The sequence below is a fragment of the Lentzea fradiae genome, from assembly GCF_900100955.1.
Lineage (GTDB): Bacteria > Actinomycetota > Actinomycetes > Mycobacteriales > Pseudonocardiaceae > Lentzea > Lentzea fradiae.
The window spans coordinates 187,952-202,383 of sequence record NZ_FNCC01000012.1; the positions used below are offsets into that span (position 1 = coordinate 187,952).

The following is a 14,432-nucleotide window of genomic DNA, read 5'->3' on the forward strand; positions in this document are numbered from 1 at the left end:
CGGGTGTCATCCGTCCTCGCGCCGGGCGAGAGTTGAGTCAATCACGCGGGAAGGAGGTGGATCAGATGCTCAAGACTCCGGATTTCGGTGACGAGTACGGCGACCAGGACGTGCGCTGCGTCGGCACCGGTGGCTACCACGACCTCGGCGACTACTACGGGATCTGATTCACCGCCTGCGGCCTGGCGTTGCCAGGCCGCACGCCGGAGCGCCGGGGAGGGAGGTGCGGGACATGCGACTGGTGAGGGGCGCGCACGGGTGGTGGTGCATCGGGCGGTCTGCCACGGCACTGCTGCCGGAAGGGCTGGTGGCGGGCGGGAAGCTCACGCCGGAAGGTCTGAGCCAGGTCAGGGCCGCCGGGGTGGACGTCGTGCCGGAGCCGGACCACTACAGCCTCACGGTTGTCACGTCCACCGGCTGCAACCTCGGGTGTTCCTACTGCTTCCAGAACTCCCCCGACGGGCGGCGGCGCATCGCTCCCGCGCGGATCGACGCCGGGAACGTCGAGAAGTGCCTGGACTTCGCCGAGGAGCGCATGGCGGCGCTCGGGGTGACGAAGCTCGAACTGCTGTTGTTCGGTGGTGAACCCCTGCTCAACCCCGCCGGGTGTCTGCAGTTGCTGCGGGCGTTCGGTGCGCGGATGCAGGTCACCGCCGGCATGATCAGCAACGGGGTGCTGCTCACGCGGCGCATGGCCGTCAGGCTTGCTGAGGCAGGGCTCGGGCACGTCCAGGTCACGCTCGACGGGGCGCGCGAGCTGCACGACACCTCGCGCATCCCGCTCAACGGCAAGCCCACGTTCGACGTGATCCTGGCGAACGTGGCCGCCGCCCAGAAGCACACCCGGCTGCGCTTCACCTTGCGCGTCAACGTGATACCGGCCGTGCTGCCGGGGCTCACGAGGCTGCTCGACCAGATCGCCGAGGTCGTCGACGTTCCCGGCACGAACCTCGCGATCGCACCCGTGCTCGACTACGGCGCCGGCGTCCCGGCACCGGACGCACGGGCCGCGCGCCAAGCATTGGACGCCTGTGCCAAGGCGTCCGAGATGGGCTTCCGGCTGGTCCGGCCGCGGGACGAGCACTGCGACTTCTGCTCCGAGACCGACGGACGGCTGGGCGCCGTGGTGAGCGCGGACGGCACGTTGTTCAGCTGCTGGGACGCCGTCGGCGAGGAGGAACTCGCGGTCGGCGGCCTGGACACGGGCTACCACGAGTCCTCCCACGAGCGCTGGCGGCGCTGCGGTGGCGAGCTCCCCCACACGCGGGCGTTCTCCGACGCGCTGGACGCCGGAGTGCTCGACCTCATCCGGGCCGGCGCACAGAAGGAGGTGACACGGTCATGACCACTCCCGAACCCCAGGACGACGAGACGCCCTCGGCGCCGAACTACATCGAACTGCTCGAAGCCGACGAGGACCTGACTTCTCCGGGCCTCTGCGTCCCGTTCCGCTAGAAGCAAACAGTGCACCGGAAGGAGACGGCCGTGCACAGACCTCATCAGCACCTGGTCCGCACCCGGCTGGCCAACGGGCTGCGCGTGCTGCTCGCACCCGACCGCTCCGTGCCGGTCGTCGCCGTGGCGGTGCACTACGACGTCGGCATGCGCTCCGAGCCCGAGGGCCGCACCGGGTTCGCGCACCTCTTCGAACACCTGATGTTCCAAGGTTCGGAGCTGTTGCCGAAGCTCGACCACGCGCACTACGTGCAGGCGTCGGGCGGGGTGTTCAACGGCAGCACCCACCTCGACTACACGCAGTACCACAACGTGTTGCCCAGCAACGCCTTGGAACGCGCGCTGTTCCTCGAAGCCGACCGGATGAGGGCGCCGAACCTGAACGCGGAGAACCTGCGCGTGCAGATCGACGTCGTCAAGGAGGAGATCCGGGCCAACGTCACCAACAAGCCGTACGGCTGCTTCCCGTGGGTGACGCTGCCGGGTGTGCTCTTCGACAGCTTCGCGAACTCGCACGACGGCTACGGGTCGTTCGACGACCTGGAGTCCGCGACCGTCGAGGACGCGCGCCAGTTCTTCGACCGCTACTACGCGCCGGCGAACGCGCTGCTGACGTTGTCCGGTGACTTCGACCCCGACGAGGCGCTCGCGATGGTCGAACGCCACTTCGGCCCGATCCCGTTCCGCCCCAAGCCTCCCCGGCCGGACTTCGCGGAACCCGAGTTCGTCGGCGAACGGCGTACGACGAGGTACGACCCGCACGCCCCCCTGCCCGCGGTGGCGGCGGGCTGGCGGGTGCCCGACCCGGTCGCGGAGTGGGACGAGTACCTGCCGTACCTGCTGCTCGCCGACGTGATGTCGGACGACGGCCCCGCGTGCCGCCTGCACCGCAGGCTGGTGCGCCAGGACGGCCTCGCCACGAGCCACCGCAGCTACCTGGGGATGCTCGGCGACCCGCTCGACACGGGGCATCCGACGGCGCTGGTGTGCACCGCGCGGCAGACCCCCGGCACCGGCGCGAACCAGGTGCTGGACGCGATCGCCGAGGAGTTCGCGCTGGTGGCGAGCGAGGGTCCCACCGAGCGGGAGCTGAGCAGGATCGCGACCAGGATGAGCACCCGGCTGCTCGTCGAGGTCGACGGGGTGCTGGCGCGCACGCAGGCGCTGGCGTCGCTGGAGCTGCGGCACGGCCGTGCCGAGCTGCTCGGCGAGCTGCCCGCCCTGCTCACCTCCGTCACCCCCGAGCAGGTGGCGGCCGCGGCGGCGCGCATCACCCCCGACCGCCGGGCAGTGGTGGAGCTGCTGCCCGCCTCGTACCGGCAGGAGAAGGCGGCATGACGGCGAGCGTGGTCCCCGCGTTGGGGCCGTGGCCGGAGATCGTGTCCCCGGACGTCACGGAAGACCGGTGCGCCAACGGGTTGCGGCTGCTGGCGTTGCGACGGCAGGGGGCGCCGCTGGCCGAGATCCGGCTCAGCATCCCGTTCGCCTCGCTGACGCCGGGACACCTGGCCCGTGCGTGGCTGCTGTCGGAGACGGTGCTCGCCGGAACGGTGGCGACCGGCAGGATCGGGCTCGCCGAACGCATCGGTGAACTGGGGGCGAGCCTGCGCGCCGAGGTCGACCACGACCGGCTGCTGTTCAGCGGCACCGTGCTGGCCGACCGGTTCGAGGAGCTGCTGGCCGTGCTCTCCGAGGTCGTCCGCGAGGCGACGTTCCCCGACCGGGAGGTGCTGGCCGAGCGCAAGCGGCTGGCGGCGCGGCTGACCGCGGCCCGGTCGCAGGCGGCCGTGCGGGCCAGGGAGATCCTGCACCGGCACCTCTACGGCGACCACCCGTACGGCGCGAGCATGCCGACCGGCGCGGAGATCGACGCGGTCGACGCCGGGCAGCTGCGCGCGCTGCACGCGGAACGGGTCGTGCCCGACCACGCGGTGCTGATCGTCGTCGGCCTGGTCGACCCGGACGAGGCGGTCGCGACGATGCGGCGGCACTTCGCGGACTGGCGGCCGGGACTGCTGCCGGTGCCGGACCTGCCGCCGTTGCCCGACGAGGCCCCCGCGGGCGCGTCCAGGCTCTTCCACCGGCCCGGCTCGGTGCAGTCGTCGATCCGCATCGGTGGACCGGCACTGCCCCGCGACGACCCGTTGTTCCCCGCGCTGCACCTCGCGAACCTCATCTACGGCGGCTACTTCTCGTCCCGTTTGGTGGCGAACATCCGTGAGGACAAGGGATACACGTACACGCCGCGCAGCCGGATCATGCACAGCGGGGCGGGGTCGACGCTCGTGATCGAGGCGGACGTCGCCACGGAGGTGACGGCGCCCGCGCTGCTGGAGATGTGGTACGAGCTGGGCAGGCTGTCGACCCTGCGGCCCAGCCCCCAGGAGCTGCGCGACGTCCGGCAGTTCGCGGCGGGCAACCTCGCCATGTCGGTCGCCACCCGGTCCGGGCTCGCCACGACCCTGGTGACGCTGCTCGGGGTCGGCCTGGACCTCGACTGGATCCGCCGCAGCCCCGACCTCTTCGCCGAGGTGACCGCGTCCGACATCTACCACGTGGGGGTGCACCTGCTGGCCCCCAAGCTGCTCGCCGCCGTCGTCATCGGCGACGCGACCAAGTGCGAGGAACCCTTGCAGGCGTTCGGTCCCTGGGTCGTCGAGTAGTCCGTTCACCGCAAGGAAAAGCCCGGTCCCGCACGTGCGGGACCGGGCTTTCGCGCAGGTGGAGCAGGCCACCCCCACCCCGCGCGTGAATATGGGGACCCACTACCCATGCAACTACGTAAATAGGTGACGCAGACTCTCGGACAGCGATGGAACTGATCGGGGTGGTGACATGTCGCTGAGTGACCTCGGCTTCGACACGATCCAGGAGAGCGTCTACCGGAGCCTGCTCGCCGACCCGAGGCGGGACACCGGAACCCTCGCCTCGCTGACCCTCACCGACGACCGCGCCGTTCGCGAGGCACTGGCCGGTCTCCTCACCTTGGGAGTGGTGGAGATCGACGCCACCGCTCCGTGCGGGTACACGCCCGGCGACCCGGAGGTCGTGATCGGCGACCTGATCGAGCGGCTGGAGCAGGAGACGTTGCGCCGCCAGCAGAAGATCGGCGGCACGCGGGCGGAGCTGGCGGGACTCGCGGCGGGGTTCCGGCACGACGCGCGCAAGGTCGAGGTGGAGCACATCACCGAGCCCGAACGGATTCGCGAGCGCCTGGCCGAGCTGTGCTTCTTCACCCGGTCCAGCGTGTTCGCCGTGCAGCCGGCGCGGGCGTCGAGCGAGGCGGCGCGCGCGGAGGCCGCCCGGCTCGACAACCGCAGCCTGGGCCGCGGGGTGACGATGCGGATCATCTACGACGAGCGGCTGCTGCGCGGTGAACGCACCCGTGCACGGCTCGGCGAGCGCACGGCGTCCGGTGCGCAGATCCGGTTCCTGCCGGGCCCGCTCGCCCGGCTGATCGTGCTGGACGAACGGATCGCGATCGTCACGTCCGACCCCGCCGACACCAGCTCGGGCGCGCTGGTGGTGCACCAGCCGGGCATCGTGAGCGAGCTCGTCGCACGGTTCCGGCAGCTGTGGGAGGGCGCCCGCGACTTCGCGGCCGATCCCCCCGACATGCCGTCCGAGGACGACCGGTCCGTGCTGCGGATGCTCGCCTCCGGCCTGACCGACGAGCTCGTCGCCCGGCAGATCGGCGTGTCCGTGCGGCACCTGCGCCGCCGGATCGCGCGGCTGATGGACGAGCTCGGCGCGGACAGCCGGTTCCAGGCCGGCATGGCGGCGGCCAGGCGCGGCTGGATCTGAGACCACGTTTACCTGAAATAGCGGTGACACTGTTCAGGAGGAAACATGTTCCACAAGGCGAGCACCAACGGAATCGGCGAGGACGACGACGTGATCGGCGCGTTCGGCTGGGACTGACGGTCGGCGAGGACCAGGGCGGGCACCCCACGGGTGCCCGCCCTTTTCGTTAGCCCGCAAAGGGGTCATCTTGTTGCCCGCGAGCGGTCCGGAAGCTGACGCGTCACGACCTTCCGAACCTGGCGGCCGCGCAGCAGAATTGTTTCCAGAGCAAGGGAAAAGCGCCAAAGAATCCGGGAAGGGGACCGAGAAATGAGCATCTCTCTCGTGCACGCCGATCCGGACTTCTACGCCCCGCTCAGCCGTTCCTCCCGCCGCGGCACCGAGTTCACGGCGTCGGACATGCCGGCGGACTGGAGCGAGCACCACCAGGACGTGTGGACGGCCTGGTACCCACCGCACAAGCTGGGCGGGGTCACCGACGGCTGGAAGATCCACCTGTCGGCCCGCGCCGACCGCGCCCAGCACGTGCTGGACGTCGCCGCGCCGATCTTCGTGGCGCACGGCGTGGGGTTCAAGCACCTCAGCTGCTCGCTGTACTTCGTGGTCACGCACCACAAGCACGCCGAACGCAGCCAGTCGGGCAAGTTCTGCGCCGCCTACCCGCCGGACACCGCGACCGCCGAGGCGCTCATGCGCGACCTCGCCGCCGCATTCGCCGGTGAGGAAGGGCCGTTCGTGCTCAGCGACCGCCGCTTCGGCGACTCGCGGGTCGTGCACTACCGCTACGGCGCGTTCGTCGCCCGGCGCAGGCTCACCCCGCAGGGCTGGCACGAGCTGCTGGTGCTCGACGCGGCCGGCCAGAGCGTTCCGGACGTGCGCGGCACGAAGTTCAGCACGCCCTCGGGCATCACGGACCCGTTCGTCGAGTCCTCTGTGGACGCACCGGCTCGTGCCGGAGCGCCGGAGTTCAGCGGAGTGCGGTTCGAGAAGGCGTTGCGCCACAGCAACGGCGGGGGTGCCTACCGCGGCACCGACGTCGAGACCGGGCGCACGGTGTTCATCAAGGAGAGCCGGGGCCACCACGGCCTGGTGAGCCCCACCAGTGCGAGCCAGGACCGGCTGCGCAACGAGTACGAGGTGCTGCGGGAGCTGCACCGCAACGGTTCCGGCTTCGCCCCCGAACCGGTGCGGTACTTCCGCCACCTGGAGAACGAGTTCCTGGTCACCGAGTTCGTCCAGGGCCGCTCGCTGCGCTCGTGGTGGGTCGAGCACAACCCGATCATCTGGTCCACCGCCACCGACGCGGACTTCCGCGCCTACTACGCGCGTGCCGTGAGGATCGTGGACGAGCTGACCGCGCTGCTGGAACGGTTGCACGGCTTCGGTTACGCGTTCATCGACCTGAGCCCGGACAACGTGCTCGTGGACGAGGACGACCGGATCCGGCTCATCGACTTCGAGACGGCCGCCCGCCTGGACGGACCGCTGACGCCGATCGGCACCCCGGGGTTCTTTCCCGCCGACCCGCTGGCGTTCGCCGACGACCCGGTGCGCTACGACGACTACGCGCTCTCCTCGATCGCGCTGGCGTTGATCGCGCCCATCAACACGACGGCCGACCTGAACCACGGCGTGCTCGCGCACTTCAAGGCGCAGCTCGACCCGAACGGCCTGGTGCCGCGACGGTTGTGGGAGCTGGCGACGAAGGTGCGCGGCGAGGTTGCCCCCGTGCCGACTCCCGGCGAGGTCGCCGCGGACCCGGCCGGTGCGCTGGAAGCGTTGCGGGACGGCCTGATCGCCGGTCTGCGCGACACCGGCCACCCGGACGGCGTAGTGCCGCTGGGCCCCCGCTCGTACGCCACGAACAAGCTCGGCTTCGGCCACGGCCTGGCCGGTGTCGTGCACGCCCTGCACGTGGCCGGCGCACCGTCGGAGGAGCTGCTGGACCGGCTCCGCACCCGCGCCCTCGCGGAAGCGGACGACCTGCCACCGGGACTCGTCGCGGGCCAGGCCGGGATCGCGAGGGTGCTCGCGGAGCACGGCGACATCGCCGCCGCACAGGAACTCCTGGCACGGGCGGACGAACACCCGTTGCTGCACGGCTCGGCGACCCTCGGTTTCGGGTCCGCCGGCGTCGGCCTCGCCCACCTCGCGCTGTACCGGCACACCGGCGACAGCGCGCACCTGGACCAGGCCGTCCGGCACGCCGGGCAGATCCCGCACGGCGAGGAGCTGACGCAGCGCCTCGGCTGGAACAACGCCGTCGGCCTGGTCGACGGACGGGCTGGGCTCGCGTTGTTCCTCCACGAGCTCGGTCTGCTGAGCGAGGACCACCTCGCCAGGGGACTCGGCCTGCTGGTCGCGGAGCTGGACCGCGCCGAGCTGTCCGAAGGCGGGCTGCTGTTCCCCGTCTCGGACCGCGACCGCCGCCAGATGCCGTACCTCAGCACGGGAACGGCCGGTGTGCTGATGGTGGCGAGCCGCTACCTGGCCACCACGGGCGACGACCGCGTCGCCGCCGTGATCCCGGGGTTGTTGACCGGCCTGAACTGTTCCTTCACGCACTACGGCGGCCTGTTCGACGGCATGGCGGGGCTGAGCCTCGCCCTGCACGACCACGGCCGCAGGCACGGCGACCAGGAGAGCCTGGACCGTGCGAAGACGTTGGCACAGCGGCTTTTCCTCTACGCCGTGCCCCACCGGACCGGGACGTACGTGCCCGGCGAGCACGCCCTGCGCCTGAGCGGAGACCTGTGGTTCGGGTCCGCCGGGGTGCTGACGACGCTCGCCGCGGTGCTCGGCGACCACCCGGACCGCCTGTTCGCCCCCGGCCACCCGGCCGGGCGGTAGCACGAGAGAAGGAGAACACCATGTCGGACATCAACGAGCTCCAGAACCTCGCCGACGACGAGTCCTCGGAGCCGGGCTTCACCGAGCACGGCAGCGTCGTCGCCCCCGACAAGAGCACCGCCAGCATCGTCTGCTGATCTGGCTCCACCTGCTCTTCCCCCAGCACACCAAGCGTTTCTGACACCGAAGGAGACAGCCATGTCTGACATCAACGAGCTCCAGAACCTCGCCGACGACGAGTCCGCGGAGCCGGGCTTCGACCGTGAGCTCGGCGTCGTCGCGCCGGGCAAGAGCACCGCCAGCATCGTCTGCTGATCTGGTCTTCACGCAACGCCGCGGGGCGGGAGCGGGATTTCCCCGCTCTCCGCCCCGATGCCTTTTTCCCCGCGAGAACTCTTCTGCACCGCAGGAGGAACGCCCGTGAACCGCGATTTCCGCTACTACTGGTCGGCCGAGGTCAGCACGACGTTCGGGGCGACCTTCACCTCGATGGCGATCGCCACGCTCGGGGTCATCGCGTTCAACGCGAGCCCGAGCGAGCTCGGCTTCGTCAGCGCGGCCGCGGTGCTGCCCGCCTGCGTGTTCGGCCTGCTGGCCGGCGTCATCGGTGACCGCCTGCGCAGACCGCGCCGGGTGCTGATCGGCTGCAACGCCGCTGGTGCGGCACTGGTGCTGTTCGTCGCGCTCGGCATCGGGACCGGCGTGGCGACGATCTGGTGGCTCGCCGCGCTGTGCTTCGTGCTCGGCTGCGTCGCGACCGTCGTCGAGACCGTCTACTTCACCCACCTGCGCAGCCTCGTGCCGCCCGACCAGCTGACGGCGGGCAGGGCCCGGTTGCAGACGGGTGAGTACGGCGCCCGCACCGCGGGCCAGGCGCTGGCGGGTGTCCTGATCGCCACGCTGGGCGGCGCCGTCGCGCTGGTGATCGACGCGATGACCTATCTCGTCAGCCTCGTGCTGCTGACCCGCATCACCGCCCCCGACCAGGGCGCGCCGCGTGAGGACGAGACTCCGGGCTCGTTCCGGCAGGAGATCGGCGAAGGCTTCCGCCAAGTCGCGAAGTACCCGTTCCTGCGCACGTTCGGCGTGTTCACGGCGGTGCGGTCGATGAGCATCGGCGCGCTGTCCACCGTCGCGGCGCCGTTCCTACTGCGTGAGCTGTCGGTGCCGCTCAGCCTGTACGGCGCGCTGTTCGCGGTCAGCGGCCTGGCCGGGCTCACCGGGTCGCTCGCCGCGGGACGGCTGGCCGAGCGGATGAGCCTGAACTCCCTGGCCGTGCTGGGCAGCGCGGGCACCGTCGCCGCCGCGTTCGTGCTCCCGTCGGCCGGCGGCCCGCTGCCGGTCGCCATCGCGATCGCCGTGCTGGGCCTCGCGTTGCCGACGGTGTTCGGCGCGATCGCCAACGTCGGCCTGAGCGGCGCGCTGACCGAACTGGTGCCGGAGAACGCGCTCGGCCGTGCCATCGCGAGCCTGCGCACGGTCGCCACGATGGCGCAGATCCTCGGCGCTCTCGGCGGCGGCCTGATCGCCGACGCGATCGGTCTGCGGCCGACGGTGTGGGCGTGCGCCGGGCTCGCGCTCGTGGGCTGCGTGCCCCTGGTGCGGGCGGTCGTGGTCAGCCGCAAGCCGGAGCCCGCCGAGGAACCGGCGGTGCTCGTATGACCGCCGTGCTGGCCATCATCGGCGCGGGGCCGCGCGGCACCGGCCTGCTGGAACGCCTGTCCGCCAACGCCGACCTGCTGCCCTCCGGGTTCGAGGTCCACGTGATCGACCCGCACCCGGCGGGAGCGGGCCGGGTGTGGCGGCCGGACCAGTCACCGTTGCTGCTGATGAACTCCCGCGCGTCCGACGTCACGATGTTCACCGACGCGAGCGTGCGCTGCGCCGGCCCGATCACGCCGGGACCGACGCTCGCCGAGTGGGCCGGGCTGGACGGCAACGCCTTCCCCACACGTCGGCAAGGCGGGGAGTACCTGCGCTGGTGCTTCGACCGCGCGGTAGGTGCTTTCCCCCGCGATGTCCGGGTCGTCGTGCACCGGACGAGCGCCGTCGACCTGTCCGGCGACACCGTCACGCTGGCCGACGGCTCGCGCGTGGTCGCCGATCTCGTCGTGATGGCACAGGGGAACGTCGGCGGACACCGCACCGAGGACCAGCTCGCGCACGAGGAGTTCGCCACGCGGATCGGCGGCACGTACCTCGGCCCGTCCTGTCCCGGCGACGAGGACCTGGACGTGCTGCCCGCGGGCGAACCCGTGCTGGTGTCCGGGCTGGGCCTGGCGTTCGTGGACCTCGTGGTGCTGCTCACCGAAGGCCGCGGCGGCCGGTTCACGCGCGAGGACGGCGTCCTGACCTACCACCCGAGCGGCCGGGAACCGGTGCTGCACGCGGGATCGCGCCGTGGCGTGCCGTACCTGCCCAAGCCGTTGCTGCCCCCGTTGAGCGACCCGTCACCCCGCTTCTTCACCCCCGACGCCGTCGCCGAGGCCACGACGCCGGGTCAGCTGGTCGGCACCGCGTGCCGGGAGATGGTGTGGGCGCACTACCGCGAGCTGTTCAGCGCGCACCGCGACCGCACCCGCATGGCGTGGCACGACTTCGCCGCGGGGTTCGCCGCCGTCCCGGTGACCGACCCCGCTTTGGGAGACCTGGTCGCCCAGGCGGTCCCGCGGGAAGACGACCGCGCCGACCTGAGCTTCCTGCGTTCCCCGCTGAACGGCCGGTTCGACAGCCAGGCGGAGCTGGGCACGTGGATGCGCGACCACATCAACCGCACCGTGGCCCGCGCGACCAGTCCCCGGCACAGCGCGCACGCGGCCGTGCTGCACGGCCTGCTGGCCGTCAGCGAGGTGATGGAACAGGCACCGCCGAGCCCGGTGACCGCCCGGACCGCCGCGGTCCTGTCGAGCTTCGCCTCCTACGTGGGCTCCGGTCCTCCCCCGCACCGGTTGGAGGAGCTCCAAGCCCTCTCCCGCGCGGGGGTGCTGCACTTCCTGGGCGCCGAACTGCGCGTCGAACGCACCGCGGACGTTTTCAGCGCCCGCACGGCGTCGCTACCGGCTCCGGTGACCGCACGCCACTTCGTCGAGGCGCGCCTGCCCGACCCCGACGCGCGCGCCCACCCGTTGCTCAAGCCTCTCACCAGAGAACAGACCCGCGTGCCCGTTGATCCGGACACGTTCGAGGTCCTCGGGCACCCGCGTCGGCTCGCGATGGGCCTCTTCGCGGGCGGCGGGGCGCTGGGCGCGTTCTCCCGGCCGTGCCGCGACGCGCCGTTCTTCCACCAGAACGACCGGACGGCGCGCCGCATCCTCACAGCCCTGGGCTCCTGACCGCGTTCAGGTCCACACCGGTTCGTCCACTTCGGACACGTGGCCGTCAGCGCGGAAGTGCAGGAAGCGGTCGAACGACTTGGCGAACCAGCGGTCGTGCGTGACGGCGACGACCGTGCCCTCGAAGTCGTTCAGCGCGTTCTGCAGCGCCTCCGCCGAGGCGAGGTCGAGGTTGTCGGTGGGCTCGTCGAGCAGCAGCAGCGTCGACCCGGACAGCTCCAGCAGCAGGATCTGGAACCGCGCCTGCTGGCCGCCCGACAGGTTCTCGAACCGCTGGTCACCGGCCTTGTCGAGGCCGTAGCGGCTGAGCACGGACATCGCGGCGCCCCGGTCACGACCGGCGCGCTGGCCCTCGCCGTGCCAGAGGATGTCGACGAGCGTGCGGCCAAGCCACTCCGGGTGCTCGTGCGTCTGCGCGAACAAACCCGGCACTACGCGCGCGCCGAGCTTCCACGCGCCCGTGGTGCGGACGTCGTCGCCGCCGAGCAGGCGCAGGAAGTGGCTCTTGCCGGAGCCGTTCGAGCCGAGGACCGCCACCCGGTCGCCGAAGAAGATCTCCTGCGAGAACGGCTTCATCAACCCGGTCAGCTCCAGCTGTTCGCACGTGATCGCGCGTACGGCCGTGCGTCCGCCTTTGAGGCGAGGGGTGACCTTCTCGTCCGATGGGATCTCCGGAGGAGGTCCGGCCTCCTCGTACCGCTTCAGCCGTGCGGCCATCACGCGGTACTTCTGGGCCATCGCCTCGGAGAACTTGCCCTGCTGCTGGAGGGTGTGCACGAGTTCCTTGAGGCGTTCGTGCTCCTCGTTCCACCGGCGGTGCTCCTCGCGGAGCTTCTCGATGCGTTTGGCGCGGGCGGCGTGCCAGGTGCCGAACGAACCGGCGTGCGTCCACGCGGAGTGCGCCTCGACCGTCACGACGTGCGTGGCGGCGGTGGCGAGCAGCTCGCGGTCGTGGCTCACGACGAGCACGGCCTTGTCGGTGGTCCTCAGCCGCTCCTCCAGCCAGCGCTTGCCGGGAACGTCGAGGTAGTTGTCCGGCTCGTCGAGCAGCAGGACCTGCTCGTGGCCGCGCAGCAGCGTCTCCAGAACCAGCCGTTTCTGCTCGCCGCCGGAGAGCGTGCGCACCTCGCGGAACCGCGCCCGGTCGTACGGCAGGCCCAGCGCCGCGACCGTGACGGTGTCCCAGAGCACCTCGACGTCGTAGCCGCCCGCCTCGCCGTAGCTGGTCAGAGCGTTGGCGTAGCGCATCTGGGCGGCTTCGTCGTCGGTGTCCATCAGCGCCAGCTCGGCGTCGTCCAGCTCCTGCGCGGCGGCCCGCAACGCGGCGGGCGCGACCGACAGCAGGAGGTCGCGCACGAGTGAGTCGTCCCTGACCGAGCCGATGAACTGCGGCATCACCGCCAGCCCGCCCTGCACGTGCACGCTGCCCTGTTTCGGCGCGAGCTCGCCCGACAGGATGCGCTGCAACGTCGTCTTGCCCACACCGTTCGCGCCGACGAGTGCGACGACGGTCCCGCCGCTCACCTTGAACGAGACGTCGCGGAACAGCTCCCTGCCGTCGGGCAGTGCGTACGCGAGGCCGTTCGCCTCCAGATAACCCACGCCCGAGATCGTCCGTGCACTGCCCGGCCCGGCGCCAGTGAGTTTCGGAGCTACTTCAGGCGCAGCGGGTACCTCTTGAACACCAGGACCGCGCCTGTCACCAGCAGGCACTGGAAGGCGGCGCCGAACGCCCCGATCACCGTCAGCAGCACCGTGAGGCCGCCGAAGACGAGCAGGAGCGAGTAGAGCAGCCACGGCCGCACACCGCGGCTCAGGGTGCGGGCCAGTCTTGGTTCGTCCGCCAACAGCCGCTGCTCGATCTCTGCGAGGGAGCGACGCTCGGCTTCACTCAGCATGGGTGCCTCCGGGAGGACGTCGGGACGTCATCATTCCCACTCGTCACCAGTGGATACTCGAACGCCGCCGGAGTCAAACCCTGGAGAGTGCGACCAATCGGCTGACAGCGCGCAGGTACTTCTTCCGGTAGCCGCCGTTGAGCATCTCGCCGGTGAAGAGCTCCGACAGCGGGCGGCCCGACACGGCGACCGGGATGTCGCGGTCGTAGAGGCGGTCACCGAGAGCGACGAGCCGCAGCCCGACGCTCTGGTCCGGTGCCGGTTTGACGTCCTTGAGGTGCACGGCGGTGACGCCGTCGAGCAGCCTGCCGTACTTCGACGGGTGGATGCGGGCGAGCGCCTTGCACAGGTCGTCGAAGTCATCGATCGTCGAGCCCTCGGTGCCCGCGGCCCTCTCCTCCAGCTCGGCGGAGGACATCGGCGGCGGCGCGTCGGGCAGGCCGCGGTGGCGGTAGTCGGGGCCGTCGACGCGCACGACGTCGAACTTCGAGGACATCGACTGGATCTCGCGCAGGAAGTCGGCGGCGGCGAAGCGGCCCTCGCCGAGCTTGTCCGGCAGCGTGTTCGAGGTGGCCGCGACGAACACGCCCTGGGCGGTCAGCTCCTTGATCAGGCGTGTGACGAGCATGGTGTCGCCGGGGTCGTCGAGCTCGAACTCGTCGATGGCGAGCAGCTTGTGGCCGCTGAGCCGCTTGACCGCCTCGGGGAACGTCAGCACGCCGACCAGGTTCGTCAGCTCGACGAACGTGCCGTACGCCTTCGGGCCCGGCACGGCGTGCCAGAGGCTCGCCAGCAGGTGGGTCTTGCCGACGCCGAAGCCGCCGTCGAGGTAGAGGCCGAGCTTGCCCTCGTCGTCGCCCTTCGAGCCGAACAGCGACCACTTCTTGCCGCGCCGCGTGCTCACCCGTGCCGCGAACAGGCGGCCGGCCTCGACGGCGGCGGACTGGCTGGGCTCGTCCGGGTTGGGGAGGTAGGAGTCGAAGCTGACGGTGTCGAACCGCGGAGGAGGAACCAGGCCCTCGATCAGTTCGTCGGCACCGATCTGGGGGTCCCGGTCGGACAAGCGCATGTCCGCAGCCTATCGGCGTGGTGG

The 14,432-nt window shown here is 71.1% G+C and carries 10 protein-coding genes; 7 read left to right on the forward strand and 3 right to left on the reverse strand.

The window, feature by feature from the left end:
• The first annotated feature begins 232 nt into the window (after positions 1-232).
• The 7 genes from BLT23_RS28010 (at position 233) to BLT23_RS28040 (ending at position 11,441) form a co-directional block, all read left to right on the forward strand.
• Complete coding sequence (locus BLT23_RS28010; protein ID WP_090054156.1) at positions 233-1,345, forward strand: radical SAM protein; 1,113 nt, start codon at positions 233-235, stop codon at positions 1,343-1,345.
• Between the two features lie 140 nt (positions 1,346-1,485).
• Positions 1,486-2,793 (forward strand): M16 family metallopeptidase, encoded by a 1,308-nt coding sequence (locus tag BLT23_RS28015; RefSeq protein WP_218133917.1) that lies wholly within the window; start codon positions 1,486-1,488, stop codon positions 2,791-2,793.
• Positions 2,790-4,118, forward strand: a complete 1,329-nt coding sequence (locus BLT23_RS28020) for a M16 family metallopeptidase (RefSeq protein ID WP_090054158.1) — start codon at positions 2,790-2,792, stop codon at positions 4,116-4,118. The genes BLT23_RS28015 and BLT23_RS28020 overlap by 4 nt, the downstream gene beginning before the upstream one ends.
• A gap of 172 nt (positions 4,119-4,290) precedes the next feature.
• Positions 4,291-5,259 carry a hypothetical protein gene (locus tag BLT23_RS28025; protein ID WP_090054160.1) on the forward strand — a complete coding sequence of 323 codons (969 nt, stop codon included), beginning with the start codon at positions 4,291-4,293 and terminating at the stop codon, positions 5,257-5,259.
• 309 nt (positions 5,260-5,568) lie between these two features.
• Positions 5,569-8,109 (forward strand): class III lanthionine synthetase LanKC, encoded by a 2,541-nt coding sequence (gene lanKC / locus BLT23_RS28030; protein ID WP_090054162.1) that lies wholly within the window; start codon positions 5,569-5,571, stop codon positions 8,107-8,109.
• Between the two features lie 420 nt (positions 8,110-8,529).
• On the forward strand, positions 8,530-9,771 hold the full coding sequence (locus BLT23_RS28035; protein WP_176946958.1) for an MFS transporter: 1,242 nt from the start codon (positions 8,530-8,532) through the stop codon (positions 9,769-9,771).
• Positions 9,768-11,441 (forward strand): FAD/NAD(P)-binding protein, encoded by a 1,674-nt coding sequence (locus BLT23_RS28040; RefSeq protein ID WP_090054166.1) that lies wholly within the window; start codon positions 9,768-9,770, stop codon positions 11,439-11,441. Before BLT23_RS28035 ends, BLT23_RS28040 begins: the two co-directional genes overlap by 4 nt.
• A 6-nt stretch (positions 11,442-11,447) precedes the next feature.
• Here the strand turns inward: BLT23_RS28040 and BLT23_RS28045 are convergent, their stop codons facing one another.
• The 3 genes from BLT23_RS28045 to zapE form a co-directional block, all read right to left on the reverse strand.
• Positions 11,448-13,043, reverse strand: a complete 1,596-nt coding sequence (locus BLT23_RS28045) for an ABC-F family ATP-binding cassette domain-containing protein (RefSeq protein ID WP_090054168.1) — start codon at positions 13,041-13,043, stop codon at positions 11,448-11,450.
• Between the two features lie 50 nt (positions 13,044-13,093).
• Positions 13,094-13,339, reverse strand: a complete 246-nt coding sequence (locus tag BLT23_RS28050; protein ID WP_090054170.1) for a DUF3040 domain-containing protein — start codon at positions 13,337-13,339, stop codon at positions 13,094-13,096.
• 73 nt (positions 13,340-13,412) lie between these two features.
• Complete coding sequence (gene zapE, locus BLT23_RS28055; protein WP_090054172.1) at positions 13,413-14,408, reverse strand: cell division protein ZapE; 996 nt, start codon at positions 14,406-14,408, stop codon at positions 13,413-13,415.
• Positions 14,409-14,432 lie beyond the last annotated feature (24 nt).